19 protein-coding genes and 1 riboswitch are annotated in these 16063 nt (G+C 69.6%); of the genes, 16 read left to right on the top strand and 3 right to left on the bottom strand.

Annotated elements, in window-relative coordinates; all coding sequences use genetic code 11:
* Position 1: 1 nt before the first annotated feature.
* The 14 genes from BN976_RS01945 to BN976_RS01880 all read left to right on the top strand — a co-directional run bounded on the left by BN976_RS01945 (position 2) and on the right by BN976_RS01880 (position 11996).
* Entirely contained in the window at positions 2-649 is a 648-nt protein-coding gene (locus BN976_RS01945; protein ID WP_036367495.1) for an Rv1363c family protein, read from the top strand.
* Positions 649-1458: a mannan-binding protein gene (locus BN976_RS01940; RefSeq protein WP_036367493.1), complete on the top strand. Its 810-nt coding sequence runs from the start codon at positions 649-651 to the stop codon at positions 1456-1458. Before BN976_RS01945 ends, BN976_RS01940 begins: the two co-directional genes overlap by 1 nt.
* Complete coding sequence (locus BN976_RS01935; protein WP_199558876.1) at positions 1458-2060, top strand: hypothetical protein; 603 nt, start codon at positions 1458-1460, stop codon at positions 2058-2060. The genes BN976_RS01940 and BN976_RS01935 overlap by 1 nt, the downstream gene beginning before the upstream one ends.
* Positions 2061-2208: 148 nt before the next feature.
* Positions 2209-3177, top strand: coding sequence for an oxygenase MpaB family protein (locus BN976_RS01930; protein WP_036368982.1), 969 nt, complete (start codon positions 2209-2211; stop codon positions 3175-3177).
* Between the two features lie 4 nt (positions 3178-3181).
* Entirely contained in the window at positions 3182-3769 is a 588-nt protein-coding gene (locus tag BN976_RS01925) for a TetR/AcrR family transcriptional regulator (protein WP_011896092.1), read from the top strand.
* Between the two features lie 59 nt (positions 3770-3828).
* Positions 3829-5391 carry a long-chain-fatty-acid--CoA ligase gene (locus BN976_RS01920; protein ID WP_036367490.1) on the top strand — a complete coding sequence of 521 codons (1563 nt, stop codon included), beginning with the start codon at positions 3829-3831 and terminating at the stop codon, positions 5389-5391.
* Between the two features lie 77 nt (positions 5392-5468).
* A riboswitch (guanidine-III (ykkC-III) riboswitch) is annotated at positions 5469-5535 on the top strand.
* A 10-nt stretch (positions 5536-5545) separates the two neighbouring features.
* The gene (locus tag BN976_RS01915) at positions 5546-5860 is read left to right on the top strand and encodes a DMT family transporter (RefSeq protein ID WP_013470670.1); all 315 of its coding nucleotides are present in this window, start codon (positions 5546-5548) and stop codon (positions 5858-5860) included.
* A 1-nt stretch (position 5861) separates the two neighbouring features.
* Entirely contained in the window at positions 5862-6242 is a 381-nt protein-coding gene (locus BN976_RS01910; protein WP_036367471.1) for a DMT family transporter, read from the top strand.
* A gap of 14 nt (positions 6243-6256) precedes the next feature.
* Complete coding sequence (locus BN976_RS01905; RefSeq protein WP_036367470.1) at positions 6257-7213, top strand: o-succinylbenzoate synthase; 957 nt, start codon at positions 6257-6259, stop codon at positions 7211-7213.
* Between the two features lie 53 nt (positions 7214-7266).
* Positions 7267-8232, top strand: coding sequence for a GlxA family transcriptional regulator (locus BN976_RS01900; RefSeq protein WP_036367468.1), 966 nt, complete (start codon positions 7267-7269; stop codon positions 8230-8232).
* Between the two features lie 17 nt (positions 8233-8249).
* Entirely contained in the window at positions 8250-8990 is a 741-nt protein-coding gene (locus BN976_RS01895) for a DJ-1/PfpI family protein (protein ID WP_036367466.1), read from the top strand.
* Positions 8991-9067: 77 nt separating this feature from the next.
* Positions 9068-9850, top strand: a complete 783-nt coding sequence (locus BN976_RS01890) for an alpha/beta fold hydrolase (protein WP_036367464.1) — start codon at positions 9068-9070, stop codon at positions 9848-9850.
* A 2-nt stretch (positions 9851-9852) separates the two neighbouring features.
* Positions 9853-11487: a 2-succinyl-5-enolpyruvyl-6-hydroxy-3-cyclohexene-1-carboxylic-acid synthase gene (menD, locus tag BN976_RS01885; RefSeq protein ID WP_084182223.1), complete on the top strand. Its 1635-nt coding sequence runs from the start codon at positions 9853-9855 to the stop codon at positions 11485-11487.
* Positions 11484-11996 (top strand): DUF3592 domain-containing protein, encoded by a 513-nt coding sequence (locus BN976_RS01880; protein WP_036367461.1) that lies wholly within the window; start codon positions 11484-11486, stop codon positions 11994-11996. The genes menD and BN976_RS01880 overlap by 4 nt, the downstream gene beginning before the upstream one ends.
* Here the strand turns inward: BN976_RS01880 and BN976_RS01875 are convergent.
* Positions 11993-12682 (bottom strand): DsbA family protein, encoded by a 690-nt coding sequence (locus BN976_RS01875; protein ID WP_036367459.1) that lies wholly within the window; start codon positions 12680-12682, stop codon positions 11993-11995. The genes BN976_RS01880 and BN976_RS01875 overlap by 4 nt on opposite strands.
* 118 nt (positions 12683-12800) lie before the next feature.
* On the opposite strand from BN976_RS01875, the gene BN976_RS01870 reads away from it, so the two are divergent.
* Both BN976_RS01870 and BN976_RS01865 read left to right on the top strand, forming a co-directional pair.
* Positions 12801-13928, top strand: a complete 1128-nt coding sequence (locus BN976_RS01870; protein ID WP_036367458.1) for a glycosyltransferase family 4 protein — start codon at positions 12801-12803, stop codon at positions 13926-13928.
* Positions 13929-14014: 86 nt separating this feature from the next.
* Positions 14015-14848, top strand: coding sequence for a class I SAM-dependent methyltransferase (locus BN976_RS01865; protein ID WP_036367457.1), 834 nt, complete (start codon positions 14015-14017; stop codon positions 14846-14848).
* 138 nt (positions 14849-14986) lie between these two features.
* Here BN976_RS01865 and BN976_RS01860 read toward each other — a convergent pair whose 3' ends face one another.
* A complete protein-coding gene (locus BN976_RS01860) occupies positions 14987-15172 on the bottom strand; it encodes a hypothetical protein (protein WP_011778254.1) in 186 nt (61 codons plus the stop codon).
* A 9-nt stretch (positions 15173-15181) separates the two neighbouring features.
* Positions 15182-16006 carry an SDR family oxidoreductase gene (locus tag BN976_RS01855; protein ID WP_036367456.1) on the bottom strand — a complete coding sequence of 275 codons (825 nt, stop codon included), beginning with the start codon at positions 16004-16006 and terminating at the stop codon, positions 15182-15184.
* Positions 16007-16063 lie beyond the last annotated feature (57 nt).

The raw sequence follows: 16063 nt of genomic DNA, 5'->3' as shown, positions 1-16063 counted from the left end.
CATGACGGTCACCACGCAGAGCACCCGCGACGACGAACCCGACACGAGCGCCGACGACGAACAGACGCCCGAGGGCGCCGGTCCCGGGGATGCCGACGTCGACGACGCGCACACCGAAACCGAGCCTGCAGACGACGATTCGGACCCGGATGAGCCGATGACCGCCCGCGGATGGCGGCGCCGGGTCCTGCTCGGCGTCGTCGCGCTGGTGTTCGCCGCGCTGCTGGCGGTGTCGGGTGTGCTCGGCTGGATGACATGGAAACAGCACCAGCTGACGCAGGCCGGCGAGCAGGCGCGCCAGGCCGCGGTGACCTACGCGCAGGTGTTGACGAGTATCGATTCGGCGAAGGTCGACGAGAACTTCAACCAGGTCCTCGACGGTGCCACCGGTGAGTTCAAGGACATGTACTCCGAATCCAGTATGCAGCTGCGGCAGTTGCTGATCGACAACAAGGCCGCATCGCGCGGCGTGGTCGTCGAGTCGGCGATCCAGTCGGTGGAAGAGGGCCGGGTGGTGGTGTTGCTGTTCGTGGATCAGTCGGTGACCAATTCCGCGGTCCCGGACCCTCGCATCGACCGCAGCCGCATCAAGATGACGATGGAGTACGTCGACGGGCGTTGGCGCGCAGCCAAAGTCGAGTTGGCGTAATGGTACGCCGGTTGACGTGCAGTGGTGTTGCCGCTGTGCTGGCGTCGGTCGTGATGGCCACCGCGTCGCCCGCGTCGGCGTCAGCTGCGTCGTTCTGTGACGAACTCGGCGGTCAGTGGGACGGGCAGTTCTGTACGACATCGGTGGTGTCGGAGCGCAAAGCGACCCGAGACATCAGGATTGCGCTGCCCGGTGATCTCGTGGAGAACCCCGTGATCCGGGCGTACCTCACCACCCTGATGAACAACTGGCGCAACGCGGCGACGAAGATGGTGCAGAACAGCTTCGGAGAGCAGCACTTCCAGATCCTTCACCGGGGTGAGGCGATGACGGCCGTCTTCCACGAGATGTACTCGGGCACGGTCGGTACCGACGCCCTGGCGCATCCGAACGCCCCCATCGTCAGTGATGCGTATCGCACCTTCACGTTCGTCGGCGGGCGGCAGGTGCAGCTGGCCGATCTGTTCAAACCCGGCGTCGACCACCTGGCCGAGATCCCGCGCCTGGGTGCGCCGTTCATCGTGGCTGCCCTCGACGCCGCGCCGCCGCCGCACCAGCCCGGCACCTATCCGTTCACCCCGGACCGCTGGACCCCGGACAAGGTGTACTCCGGCGGGTACAAGGCGTGGGCGATCTCGGGTGACGAGTTGATCCTCTACATGCCGGACTATCCGGTCGGACGGGACACCCCGACGAACTTCACCCCGGGCCTGATGCAGTGGTCGATGGACGGCGGGACCGTGCAGGCGCGGATCCCGCTCGCCGCGCTGGCTCCTGTCCTGCGTCCGGAGTTCGGCGGATCACCGTGATGCGGCGAATCGCGCTGCTGCTGGTGGGCATCGTGGTGCCAGGCATCGTGGTGTGCGCGGTGCCGGCGACCGCGACCGCGCAACCGGATTCCGATGCGGTTCCCCCGACGCTGCCGGTGTTCACGCCGTACCCCTCGGCGTGGATGCCGGACTATTCACTGTTTCCGTACAACCTGTGGCAGAACCGCGTCACGCCCGAACAGATCACCGCACAACGTGAGTCCTGCCAGTGGTTCAACGCGCAGTACGACACGCTGATGGCGCAGGCGTTCGGCTTCCAGCGTTTCCTGGGCGACCGCCGCGACGACTGGTCCGACCCCGGCGTGCAGCGGGCCGGCGCGACGGTCGCGGCCAACCTCGATCAGTCCGCGGCCTTCCTCGCGCCGCGGGCCGACACGCTGTTCATCGTCAACTATCCGGATCAGAGCGAGTATTCGCCGCTGTTCCACGGGGATTCGATCTATCGGTTGTGGTACCAGTTCACCCAGATCAGCGACAAGATCAAGAAGCAGGTGCCCGCAGGCCAGATCAACGCCAACAACGCGACCGCCAACGTCTACGGCACGGCGATCCGCGATTCCGGCGTCTGCACCGGCGCCTGACCTAGCCTGCCGAGCGCGCGTGTCTGCACGCCGACACTCCGCCGAACCCGTGCATTTCGCGCGCGCTCGCACCCCGCGACCGCCGCAACCGTTGACATGTTGACACAAATCGCTAGTCTTTGTGTCAACGACAATGCCGGGAGGCGCCATGGTCGCGATCGCCACGGAGTCCGTCGACTCCACGCTCAGCTCCAAGAGCAATGTCCGCCCGAAGATGATCCACGAATTCCGCAAGCATTCCGGCAGCGTGCTGGGTGGGCTGTTCGGTGCCGCCGCGTTCGACGAGGTGGCCCTGGTGCCGGTCGCGGCGGCCGTCGACAAGACCGGCCGGTTCGCCTCCAACTTCGCCGATCGCGGTGTGCGCAGCGGATTTTCGGCGCTGCTGGCGATCTGGGGTGACGCGACCGACCGCGAAGCGGAGGGGCAGCGCCTCAAGACCATGCACCGCGAGGTCCATGGCCACGGCACAGGTGAGTTCTCCGATGTCCGCTACAGCGCGCTGGATCCCCGGCTGTGGAACTGGATCGCGGTCAGCGGGCTGCTTCTCGTGATGAACTCGTTCACCCCGTGTACCGGGCACACGCTGAACGACGACGAGCGTGAGGTCGCCTATCAGCAACTCCTGGAGGGCTTCCGGTCCCTGGAGTTGCCCGGTAAGAGCGCGAAGTTTCCCGCCAGCTACGCCGAGGCCGTCGCCTACTACGACGACATGGTCGACGGCGAGCTCGCGTCGAATCCGTTCCTGCGCCGCGTCACCCAAGATCTGACCAAGCTGCCGTTGCCCACGCTGGTGCTGCCGCCCGCGCTGCGGGTGGCGCTGACGCCGGGCTGGATGGCGCTGCGGCCGTTGGCCGGTCGGGTGGTCAAGGTGTGCTCATTCGGAATTCTGCACCCCGGCATACGGGAGATGACCGGCTTCCGGTGGGAGTCCCGCCACGACCGCGAGTTCGCGGTGTACACGCGCCTGCTGCAGCTGGCATGGCGCACGCTTCCCGACCGCGTCTTGCTGATCCCGTTGGCGCGCAACCGGATCGAATACGAGAAGCTGGTCCGGCTGCATCGGTCGGTGGCGCTGGATTCGTTCGCGCCGCCGGCCGGCCGGTGCCCGGTGGGCTAGGCCGATGCGACGGGCACGCAACACCGACAGCCCCACCGAGCAGGAGTCGGCGATCCTGAAGGCCGCCGCCGAGGAGGTCGCGCTGGTCGGGGTCGGCCGGCTCAGCATGGACGTCGTCGCACGCCAGGCGGGCGTCAGCCGCAGCACGCTGTACCGGCGCTTTCCCAGCCGAGACGCGCTGATCACCGAACTGGGCCGCCAGACGTTCGAGTTCGCGATGGCGCGGCTGCAGACCGTCGCGATCGACGACGGTCCACAGCAGGCCGCGGTCGCCGCGTTCCGCGAAGGCGTCCGGCTGCTCACCGGCGAACCGGTGATGCGCCGCTTCCTGCAGCTCGACGGCGAGTTCACCGCGACGACGGAGATGGTCGCCGAGGCCCGGCTCTTCCTGGTCAGCGCCGCGACGGCGATGGCCAAGGCGCTGCGCGCCGCCGGCGCGACGATGCCCGACAGCGAGCTGCTGGCGGTCGCCGAGGTCCACATCCGGCTCGCGGCGTCGCTGGTGCAAGTGAACACCGACGTGCTCGACGTGACCGACGACGAGGCCGTCGCGCGATACGCCCGGACCTACCTCGCGCCGCTGGTGCGGTGAGCCGGGGCAAACCAGCGAATCCGGCAAGCGGCAGCGGCTCGCGTGGCACGCTTCTGGGCATGGCCGAGCTGACCGAACCCCGATTCCTGGACGAACGACTTGCCCACTGGGCGACCGTCAATCCCGACGGTGAAGCGATGGACTACCTCGAGCGGTCCTGGACGTGGTCGCAGTGGAACGACCGCGTCCGCCGGCTGGCCGGAGCGCTGACCGAACGCGGGATCTCGCGCGGGGACGTCGTCGCGTTCCTCGACAAGAACCACCCCGCGTGTGTCGAGCTCACGTTCGCCGCGGCGTCGCTGGGTGCGGCGACCGCGATCGTGAACTGCCGTCTGGCGCCCGACGAACTGGACTACGTGCTCAACGACTCAGGGGCCAAGCTGCTCATCGTCGGTGAGGAGTTCACGGGGTCGATCGACAAGATCCGCGACAAGCTGACCCAGGTCGAGCACGTCATCTCGGTCAAACCCGACGGCGACGACGAGTACGAGGCGATGCTGGAGGCGTCCTCGCCGGTCGACCGGGCCGACGACGTCGAACCCGGCGACGTCTGCATCATCATGTACTCGTCGGGCACCACCGGCCGGCCCAAGGGCGTGGAGCTCACCCAGGCCAACATCATCGCCCACACCGTCAACGCCCACGAAGGCTTCGAATTCGACGAGGGCGACAAGAACATGGTGTCGATGCCGCTGTTCCACGTCGGCGGATCGTCCTACGTACAGTTCGGGATTCACGACGGATTCCCGAGCGTGATGACCCGCGACGTCGACGGCATGACGCTGGCGGGCGCGATCCTCAAGGGCGCCAACCGCACGTTCCTGGTGCCGGCGGTGCTGGCCAAGGTGCTCGACGCCGGCGAGGACGCCGTCAAGCTGTTCGGGTCGCTCAAGACCTTCGCCTACGGGGCTTCGCCGATGCCGCTGCCGTTGCTGCGTCAGGCGCTGGAGGCCTGGCCCAACACCGATTTCATGCAGGCCTACGGTCTGACCGAGCTCTGCGGGGTGATCAGCCACCTGCTACCCGAGGCGCACCGCGACCCGGGCCGGGAGGAACGGCTGTCCAGCGCGGGCACCCTGGTGCCCAACGCCGAGGTGCGGGTGGTCGACCCGGACACCCTCGAGGACGTCCCGACCGGTGAGCAGGGCGAATTGTGGTTCCGCTCACCGCAAGTGATGAAGGGGTATCACAATAAGCCGGAGGCGACCGCGGAGTCGATCACCGAGGACGGGTGGTTCCGCACCGGCGATGTGGGCCGCGTCGACGACGGCGGCTACATCTTCGTCGAGGACCGGCTCAAGGACATGATCATCTCCGGCGGGGAGAACATCTACTCCATCGAGGTGGAGCGGGTGCTCGCCGAGCACGATGCCGTGGTCGAGGTCGCGGTGATCGGTGTGCCCGACGAGAAGTGGGGTGAGGTGGTCAAGGCTGTCGTGGTCGTCGAGGGCGAGGCCTCCGAAGCCGACATCATCGCGTTCGCCCGGGAGCGGCTGGCCGCCTACAAGTGCCCCAAGACCGTCGACATCACCGACGAGCTGCCGCGCAACCCCACCGGCAAGATCCTCAAGAAGGAGCTGCGCAAGCCGCACTGGGACGGCCGCGACCGCGCCACGGTCTAGATCGGCGTGCCGGAGACCCTCGTCACCCCGTGTTTCCAGGACATGACCATCCCGAAACCCGTGTGTAACGTGGCTGGTGCGGCGTCCATTTCCGGATGCCGGCGGACGAGGGAGCAGTACCCGCACAGACAAGACTGACTCGCAGGAGGGTCTTGTGGCGTGGCTGATACTCGTCGCCAGTGGCTTCCTCGAGGCCGTCTGGGCGACCGCGCTCGGCATGTCGAACGGTTTCCGGCGCTGGCGCCCGACGGTGGTGTTCGCCGTCGCGATGCCCGCCAGTCTCGCCGGTCTGGCGTACGCGATGACCGAGGTGCCGACCGGCACGGCCTACGCGGTGTGGGTCGGCATCGGCGCCACGCTGACGGTGGTGTGGGCGATCGTCACCAAGAAGGAAGCCGCCACCACGGCGAGGGTTCTGCTGCTGTGCCTGTTGGTCGGCAGCGTCGTCGGACTGAAGGCGGTGAGTTGACGTGGCGTGGTTCGTGCTGATCGTGAGTGCGGTGCTCGAAGCGGTGTGGGCGACGGCGCTCGGCAGAGCCGACGGCTTCACCGCGCCGGGCCCGACGGTGGTGTTCCTCGTCGCGATGCTGGCGAGCCTCGGCGGTCTCGGCTGGGCGACCAAGCACATCCCGATCGGCACGGCGTACGCCGTGTGGACCGGGCTCGGCGCCGCGCTGACGGTGGGCTACGCGATGCTCAGCGGCGACGAGCACGCCTCGCTGGGCAAGGCCGTGTTCCTCACCGGCATCATCGCCACCGTCGTCGGGCTCAAGCTGCTGCCCCCGGCCGCCGACCCCGTCGCCGGGTCCGACGCCGCGGCCGCACCGGTGCCGGCGCGTTCCGGCCGCTGAGGCACGATGAAGCGGTGGCCGACCTCGCCGACGTCCTCGACCGGCTTCACGTGGTGGCGCTGCCGATGCGGGTCCGGTTCCGCGGCATCACCACCCGCGAGCTCGCACTGATCGACGGCCCCGCCGGCTGGGGTGAGTTCGGCGCGTTCGTCGAGTACCGGCCCGCCGAAGCCGCGCACTGGCTGGCCGCCGGGATCGAGGCGGCCTACCGCCCGCTGCCCGAGGTGCGGCGCCCGCGCATCCCGATCAACGCGACGGTGCCCGCGATCGCCGCCGAGGACGTCCCCGCGGTGCTGGCCCGGTTCCCCGGCGTGCGCACCGCCAAGGTCAAGGTCGCCGAGCCCGGTCAGACACTCGCCGACGACGTCGCGCGCGTCAACGCGGTGCGCGCCGCGGTGCCGACCGTCCGGGTGGACGCCAACGGCGGATGGACCGTCGACGAGGCGGTTGCCGCTGCGCGGGCACTGACCGCCGACGGGCCGATCGAATACCTCGAACAACCCTGCCGGACCGTGCCCGAGCTGGCCGAGGTGCGCCGACGCGTCGAGGTCCCCGTCGCTGCCGACGAGAGCATCCGCAAGGCCGAGGACCCGCTGCACGTCGTCCGCAGCGGCGCCGCCGACGTCGCTGTCCTCAAGGTCGCCCCGCTCGGGGGCGTCCACGCGATGCTGGACATCGCCGCGCAGATCGACATCCCCGTGGTGGTGTCCAGCGCGCTGGACTCCGCGGTCGGCATCGGGATCGGCTTGGTCGCCGCCGGAAGCCTGCCCAGGCTGGACCACGCCTGCGGCCTGGGCACCGGGGGATTGTTCGTCGACGACGTCGCCGCTCCCGTCGTTCCCGTCGACGGGTATCTGCCCGCGGCGCCGGTCACCCCCGACCCCGACCGGATCGCCGCCCTGGCGGCCCCGCCGGACCGCAGGCAGTGGTGGATCGCGCGGGTCCGGGAGTGCTTCCCCCTCGTGTCCTGATCTGTGGGGGGCATGGCCTGGACGCCGTCGCCGCACTGGCCAACACTGAACCCATGGTGCGCACCGTGGTCATCGTCGGCTTCGCCGGCGTCCAGGCGCTCGACGTCGTCGGACCATTCGATGTGTTCACGGGCGCCTCGCTGTCGGTCGGTGCCCGCGGCCTCGGTGACGGATACGACGTGCGCGTCGTGGCGGTCGACGGCGCGCCGGTCAGCACCGGCACCGGTCTCACGCTGGCGGCCGACCCGCTGCCCGGTCCCGACGAGGCGGTGGACACCGTCGTGCTGCCCGGCGGCTGGGGCGCCGACACCGCCCGGCAGGACCAGGTCCTGATCGACTGGATCACCGCCGCCGCGGCGCGGGCACGCCGGGTGGTCAGCGTGTGCAACGGTGCGGTGCTGGCCGCGCAGGCCGGGCTGCTCGACGGCTGCGTGGCCACCACGCACTGGGCCTACGCGCCCCAGTTGGCCGCGGAATTCCCTTCGGTGACAGTCGATCCCGACCCGATCTTCGTGCGCAGCTCGGAGAAGGTGTGGACCGCCGCGGGTGTCACCGCCGGCATCGACCTGGCGCTGGCTCTCGTCGAGGACGACCACGGCACCGAGACCGCGCAGATCGTGGCGCGCCACCTGGTCATGTATCTGCGCAGGCCGGGCGGGCAGACGCAGTTCGCCGCGCCGGTATGGATGCCGCGCGCCCGGCGGACCCCGATCCGTGACGTCCAGGAGGCGGTCGAGGCCGAGCCCGGCGGCGCGCACAGCATCGCCGAGCTGGCCCGGCTCGCCGCGATGAGCCCGCGCCACTTCACCCGCGTCTTCACCGAGGAAGTCGGTGAGGCGCCGGGCGCCTATGTCGAGCGGGTCCGCACCGAAGCGGCCCGCAGGCAACTGGAGGAGACCGACGACACCGTCACGGTGATCGCCGCCCGCTGCGGCTTCGGCTCGGCGGAAACGTTGCGCCGCAACTTCGTTCGGCGTCTCGGCGTCTCCCCGGACCAATACCGCAGAACATTCGCCTAACGACAGAGGAGTGCACCGTGCAGGTCGCCATCATGCTCTATCCGGGGTTCACCGCTCTGGATTTCATCGGGCCCTACGAGAGCCTGCGCTGGCTGCCCGACGTCGAGGTGCGGTTCGTGTGGCACGAGCCGGGCCCGATCGCCGCCGACTCGCACGTGCTGCTCGTCGGCGCCACGCACAGCTTCGACGAGACCCCGTCACCCGACATCATCCTGATCCCCGGCGGGTTCGCCACCATGGAGCACGCCCGCGACGAGAAGGTGCTCGACTGGGTGCGCCGGGCCCACCAGACGTCGACCTGGACCACGTCGGTCTGCTCGGGCTCGGTGATCCTGGCCGCGTCCGGCGTGCTCGACGGGAAGCGGGCCACCTCGCACTGGGCGGCGCTGCCGGTGCTCAAGACGTTCGGCGTGCAGCCGGTCGGCGACGAGCGGGTGGTGGTCGCCGACGACAAGACGGTCACCGCGGCCGGGGTGTCGGCGGGTATCGACCTGGGTCTGTGGCTGGCCGGCCAGATCGCCGGGGAGTCCAAGGCCAAGGCCATCCAGCTGTCGATCGAGTACGACCCGCAGCCGCCGTTCGATTCCGGGCACATGTCGAAGGCGTCGGCGTCGACGAAGGCGCTGGCCACCGCGATGATGGGCCGGGAAATGGCCAGGCCGGCCGCGCTGGCCGCCTCGACCGGCCTGCTCTGGGACGCCGCCCTCAAACGGATCCGTGCGCGGCGCTCCCGCCGGGAGCCGGCGAGATTGCGCTGAGGGTCGTGACCACTGCGCGTTGAGCGACCGCGAGCACAATCTCGGCGCTTACCGACGCTTCCAGTACCGTCGTCGGGGTGAATTTGGCATTCGACGATCGCGGCTCCGGGGATCCGGTGCTCTTCATCGCAGGTCGTGGCGGCGCCGGGCGCACGTGGCACCTGCATCAGGTGCCGGTCTTCACCCGCGCCGGTTACCGGTGTGTGACGTTCGACAACCGCGGGATCGGCGCCACCGAGAACGCGTCGGGCTTCACCACCGAGACCATGGTCGGCGACACCGCCGCGCTGATCGAGCACCTCGGGCTGGCCCCGGTGCGTATCGTCGCGCTGTCGATGGGCTCCTACATCGCCCAGGAGCTGATGGTGGCGCGCCCCGAGCTGGTGAAGTCGGCGGTGCTGATGGCCACCCGCGGACGCCACGACCGCACCCGCGACTTCTTCTGGCGGGGCGAGCGTGCACTGGCAGAGTCCGGCATCGAGCTCCCCATCGAATTCGAGGCGAAAGTCCGTCTGCTGGAAAGCTTCTCACCCAACACGCTGAACGACGACAACGCCGTACGGGACTGGATCGAGATGTTCACGATGTGGCCGCAGAAGCCGACGCCGGGGATGCGCACCCAGCTGGACATCGCGCCGCAGGGCAGCCGGCTGTCGGCCTACCAGAGTGTCACCACCCCGGTCCTGGTCATCGGGTTCGCCGACGACGTGGTGCTGCCGTCCTACCTCGGCCGCGAGGTCGCCAACGCGCTGCCCAACGGCCGGTTCCTGGAGATCCCGGGCACGGGCCACCTGGGCTTCATCGAGAAGCCGCAGGTCGTCAACACCGCGATCCTCAATTTCTTCGCCGATACCCTGTAGTGGTGAACCCCTCGACGGCGCAGGCCCGGGTGGTCGTCGACGAACTGATCCGCGGCGGCGTCCGCGACGTTGTGCTGTGCCCGGGGTCACGCAACGCTCCGCTGGCCTTCGCGCTGCACGACGCCGACCGCGCCGGCCGGCTGCGGCTGCACGTGCGCATCGACGAGCGCACCGCGGGCTTCCTGGCGATCGGGCTGGCGGTGGCCGAGCGGGCCCCGGTGTGCGTGGCGATGACGTCGGGCACCGCGGTCGCCAACCTGGGGCCGGCGGTGGTGGAGGCGAACTACGCCCGGGTGCCGTTGATCGTGCTGTCGGCCAACCGGCCCTACGAGTTGCTCGGAACCGGCGCCAACCAGACCTTCGAGCAACTCGGCTATTTCGGCACCCAGGTACGCGCCAACATCAGCTTGGGCCTGGCAGAGGAACACGCCGACATGGCGTCTCTAAACGGCCAGTGGCGCTCGGCGACATGCCGGGTGGTGGTGGCCGCCACGGGGGCCCGGTCGGCGAACGCGGGCCCGGTGCAGTTCGACATCCCGCTGCGCGAGCCGCTGGTCCCCGACGCGCAGGAACCCGCGGTGCCCTACGCGCCGGACGGCCGCCCCGACGGAAGGCCGTGGACGTACACCCCGCCGGTGACGTTCGACCAGCCGCTGGACCTCGACCTGACGCCGGACACGGTCGTCATCGCCGGGCACGGGGCGGGTGTGCACCCGAATCTGGCCCATCTGCCCACGGTCGCAGAACCCACCGCACCCGCTGCGCAGACCCCGCTGCATCCGTTGGCACTGAGGATGATTCGGCCCGAGCAGGTGATCATGCTTGGCCGGCCCACGCTGCACCGCCCGGTCTCGGCGCTGTTGGCCGACCCGGCGGTTCCGGTGTTTGCGCTCACCACCGGCCCGCGCTGGCCGGACGTGTCGGGCAACTCGCAGGCCACCGGTACCCGCGCGGTCACCGCCGGTGCGCCGGCACAGGCGTGGCTTCGGAGGTGCGCCGAGGTCAACCGTCACGCGGTCGACGCGGTGCGCGGCCAGCTCGCCGCGCATCCGTTGACGACGGGGCTGCATGTGGCGGCGGCCGTGGCCGACGCTCTGCGCCCCGGTGACCAGCTGGTGCTCGGGGCGTCCAACCCGGTCCGCGACATCGCGCTGGTGGGGTTCCACACCGCCGACGTCAAGGTGCGCTCCAACCGCGGCGTCGCCGGTATCGACGGGACGGTGTCGACGGCCATCGGGGCGGCGCTGGCGCACGAACGGAGCGGCGGCCGCACCGTCGCGCTGATCGGGGATCTGACGTTCGTGCACGACAGCTCCGGTCTGCTGATCGGGCCGACGGAGCCGACTCCGCGCAAGCTGACGATCGTGGTCTCCAACGACAACGGCGGCGGCATCTTCGAGCTGCTGGAGCAGGGTGACCCGCGGTTCTCGGACGTGTCGTCGCGCATCTTCGGCACGCCCCACGACGTCGACGTCGGTGCGCTGTGCCGCGCATATCACGTGGAGAGCCGCCAGATCGAGGTCGGTGAACTCGCGGGTGCGCTCGACGAGGACTTCGACGGTATGCGGGTGCTGGAGGTCAAGGCCGACAGGTCGTCGCTGCGGGCGCTGCACGCGTCGATCAGGGCCAACCTGTGACCGAGCTCCTGCGACGCCTGAAAGCGTTGTGGCAGTACGCTGTTCCGCACCTGTACGGCGAACCGGGGGAGTCCCGCAGCGCGCGGGTGTGGCGTCGGATCCGGATCGGCATCGTCGTCGCGGCGTGTCTGGTGACCCTGCAGTCGGTGCTGCTGGTGCTCGGCGCCTGGCGCAACGACCGGCAGATCGAACGCCACCTCGGGGTGGCCGAGGCCACCGTGCTGGATGCGGGTCAGCGCCGCTCGACCATCGAGTTCGTCACCCCCGACCGGATCACCTACCGCCCGGAACTCGGGGTGCTCTATCCGTCCGAGCTCGAAGACGGCATGCGCATCTACGTCGAATACGACACCAACAACCCGGATCTGGTGCGGGTGCAGCACCGCAACGCCGCGCTGGCGATCATCCCGGCCGGCTCGATCGCGGTGGTCGGCTGGCTGGTGGCCGGTGCCGCGCTGGGCGGCACCGCGCTCATCGAACGCCGTGGCAGGCGCCGCGCCGCCGTCTAATAGGTCCGCAGCAGGCTGCTCAACCATTCGTCGTCGAAGATGTCGAGCTTCTCCCCGGAGTCGAGATCGAACACCGTCGGGGTGCCGGTGTCCACGCGGTCGATGTCGAACAGCAGGCCGAAGTTGGTGTCGTCCATCTCGGCGACGTCGACGGCCTCGCTGTCGGCGGCGACGTGGTCGGCGACCGCCTCCGGAAGGCCTGCGCTGATCGCCATGTCGCGCAGTTCGTCGCCGGTGAAGACGACGCCGCCTGGGTCCTGGTTGATCCATAGTTCCTCGACGAAGCGCTGCAGCTGGGTTCCGGTGGCCGCGGAGTTGTCGACGGCCTCGGTGGCCAGGAACAGCGCGTTGGCCACCTTCGCGGAGTAGCCGTCATAGTCGTCGTCGAGGAAGGTCATCGGGCGGTAGGTGACCTGCAGGGTGCCCACGGTGATGCTGTCGGCGATCTGTTCCCCGAATTCGCGCTGCAGATCGCTGCAGTGGGTGCACTGCGGCTCGGTGTAGATCTCGATCTTGGCGGGGGCGTCGTCGAAGCCGGCGACGATGCCGAAGCCGTCCTCGGTGACCGCCAGCGGCGCCCCGGTGGCATCGACCTGGGCCGAGCCGGTGACCTGCTCGGCGCATCCGACGGCGGTCAGCAGCAGCCCGAACGCCGACAGCGCGGCCAGGGGGCGGATCCAGTGCATGGGTCCATCCTGGCTGGTGTGGCGGCTGCAGGCACGTTATTGCCGCCGCACCGGCAATTCGTGTGACATATCCCTGGCCGCAACCTCGCCGACAGGTGGTGCTGTCACCGTCACTGGTGTGCGCGTAGCCATCGTCGCCGAATCGTTCCTGCCGAATGTCAACGGTGTCACCAACTCGGTGCTCCGGGTGATCGAGCACCTGCGCCGCACCGGTCACGAAGTTCTCGTCATCGCCCCGGACACCCCGCGCGGTCAACCGGCGGCCGACAAGGTGTACGACGGGGTGCGCGTGCACCGGGTGCCGTCGATGATGTTCCCCAAGATCACGTCTCTGCCGCTGGGTGTGCCACGCCCCCGGATGGTCGGCGTGCTGCGCGGATTCGATCCCGACGTCGTGCACTTGGCGTCGCCGGCGCTGCTCGGCTGGGGCGGAGTGCACGCCGCGCGCCGCCTCGGCATCCCGACGGTGGCCGTGTTCCAGACCGACGTCGCCGGATTTGCCCAGAGCTACGGCATCGGCATGCTCTCGCATGCCTCGTGGGCGTGGACCCGCCGCCTGCACAGCAAAGCCGACCGCACCCTGGCTCCGTCCACGTCGGCGATGGAAAACCTTGCCGCGCATCGCATTCCCCGGGTCCACAAGTGGGCGCGCGGGGTCGATGTGACGGGTTTCGCGCCGTCGGCGCGCGATGAGCGGCTGCGCCGTTCCTGGTCACCGGACGGCAGGCCGATCATCGGATTCGTCGGCCGGCTGGCGCCGGAGAAGCACGTCGAGAGGTTGGCCGCACTGCACGCCCGCGACGATCTGCAGATCGTCGTCGTCGGTGACGGTGTCGACCGTGCCAAGCTCGAATCCGAGTTGCCCCGGGCGGTTTTCACCGGCGCCCTGTACGGGGACGAACTGGCCGCCGCGTACGCGAGCATGGACGTGTTCGTCCATCCCGGCGAGCACGAGACGTTCTGCCAGGCCGTCCAGGAGGCGATGGCCTCCGGCCTGCCGGTCATCGCCCCCGACGCCGGCGGCCCGCGTGACCTGGTCGCGCCCTACCGCACCGGGCTGCTGTTGCCGGTCGCCGAGTTCGAGAGTCGGCTCGCCGAATCCGTCGATCATCTGGTCGCCGAGCGTCGCCGCTACTCGGTGGCCGCCCGCAGGAGCGTGCTGGGCCGCACCTGGCCGGTGATCTGCGACGAGTTGCTCGGCCACTACGAGGCCGTGATGGGTGCCCGTCGGCTGCGTGCCGCTTAGCGGTCCGTGGACACCCGGCTGGGTCTGCTGTCCACGGCGGATCCGATCTACCTGGTCTGACAGCACCGGCGGGTAGGTTCGTCGGCGTGGACCAGGACGGCAAGATCGACGCCGGTGCGTTGGCCGGCGTCTCGGAGACGGCGCTGCTGACGCTGAACGGGCGCGCCTACCAGGCGCGGCACCCGAACGCCATCATCGACGACCCGATGGCCATCCGGCTGGTCGATGCGATCGACTTCGACTTCGACAAGTTCGGCCGCCGCAAGGGCCAGGAGATGGCGCTGCGCTCACTGGCGTTCGACCGCGCCGCCACCCGCTACCTGTCCCGGCATCCCGCCGCCACGGTGGTCGCGCTGGCCGAAGGTCTGCAGACCAGCTTCTGGCGGCTCGACGCGGCGATTCCGGATTCCCGGTTCCGCTGGGTCAGCATCGACCTCGAACCGGTGATCGCGTTGCGGCGACGACTGCTGCCGGACTCACCCCGCATCACCACCCTCGCGCAGTCCGCGCTCGACTACAGCTGGATGGATGCGGTCGACACCACTGACGGTGTGTTCATCACCGCCGAGGGCCTGCTGATGTACCTGCAGCCCGACGAGGCGATGGACCTGATCACCGCCTGCGCCAGCCGGTTCCCGGGCGGGCAGATGATCTTCGACCTGCCGCCGACGATGGTGAAGAAGATCGCGCCGAAGGGGATGCGCTCGTCGGCGCGCTACCGGGTGCCGCCGATGCCGTTCAGCCTGTCGCCGGCGCAACTGGCGGAGTTGGTCCACACGGTGCCGGGTATCGCCGCCGTGCACGACCTGCCGATGCCGCGCGGCCGGGGGTTCCTCTTCGAGCGGGTGTTCCCCGCGTTCTGGCAGTTCAAGCCGACCAGGAACTACCGCGGCGCCTACACGCTGCTCGAATTCGGCTGAGCCGCTACATCGAACGGCATCCGCGGGCTTGGGAGTCGCTGCGGACGGTCATCGAGGGCGCACTGCACGGGCGGGTCGCTCCGCCTGGTACCGAGGTGCCGATGGTCGAGATCAGGGTGCGATGAGCCGCGCTTGCGGCTACGTCGGCAGGTCGCGCAGCGTCATGACGAAACCGACCGCGGCCGCGCACGCCGCGCCGACGTAGATCGACGCCGCCAGCCACGTCGCGGTGATCAGCGACGCCGCCCAGCACGACGGGAGCGCGGCCGCCGACAGGGCCACCCCGTAGAACGGGTGCGGGCGGCGGTGGTCACCACGGGTCATGGCCGGCCCTCAGCCCTGGGCTTCGATCGCCACCGGCTGCCACTTCTCCCAGTTGGCCAGCCGGCTTTCGTAGTCGGCCCTGGCCAGTTCCAGGGGAAGCTCGCCGAAGAACACCCGCAGCGGCGGCTCCGGCGCGTCGACGACCGTGAGCAGTGCGCGGGCCGAGGCCTGCGGGTCACCGGGCCGGGCGGTCCGTGCCTGTCGGGTGCGTTCGGTGGCGGCGTGTGCCTCGGCGTAGGCGGGCAGCGCCGTCGCACGTTTGGCCGAGGCCCCCGCCCAGTCGGTGGAGAAGCCGCCCGGCTCGATCAGCGTGACGTGGATCCCGAACTCGGCGACCTCCTGCGCCAACGCCTGAGAGAAGCCCTCCAGTGCCCACTTGGACGCGTGGTAGATGCCCAGGTTCGGAAATGCCACGATTCCGCCGATCGACGACACCTGGATGAGGTGGCCGCTGCGCTGCGCCCGCAGATAGGGCAGTGCGGCCTGGGTGATCCACAACGCGCCGAACACGTTGGTGTCGATCTGTGCGCGCGCCTCCTGCTCGGAGAGTTCCTCGACGAAGCCGAACTGCCCGTAGCCGGCGTTGTTGACGACGATGTCGAGCCGGCCGAAGTGGTCGTGGACCTGTGTGACCGCGGCGAAATCGGCGTCGCGGTCGGTCACGTCAAGCGTCAGCGGCAGCAGCGCGTCGCCGTACTTTGCGGTCAGATCGTCGAGGGTGGACAGGTCGCGCGCGGTGGCGGCCACTTTGTCGCCGCGGTCGAGCGCCGCGATCGCCCATTCGCGGCCGAACCCCCGGGACGCACCGGTGATGAACCAGACTTTTTCGGTCATGCCCGGATCAATGCCCGTCGGGTGGCCTGGCATTCCCTGTCACACCGAGCGCACAGC

Source organism: Mycolicibacterium austroafricanum, from assembly GCF_000612725.1.
GTDB classification, from domain to species: domain Bacteria; phylum Actinomycetota; class Actinomycetes; order Mycobacteriales; family Mycobacteriaceae; genus Mycobacterium; species Mycobacterium austroafricanum.
This window is presented reverse-complemented; position numbering and strand designations above follow the sequence as displayed.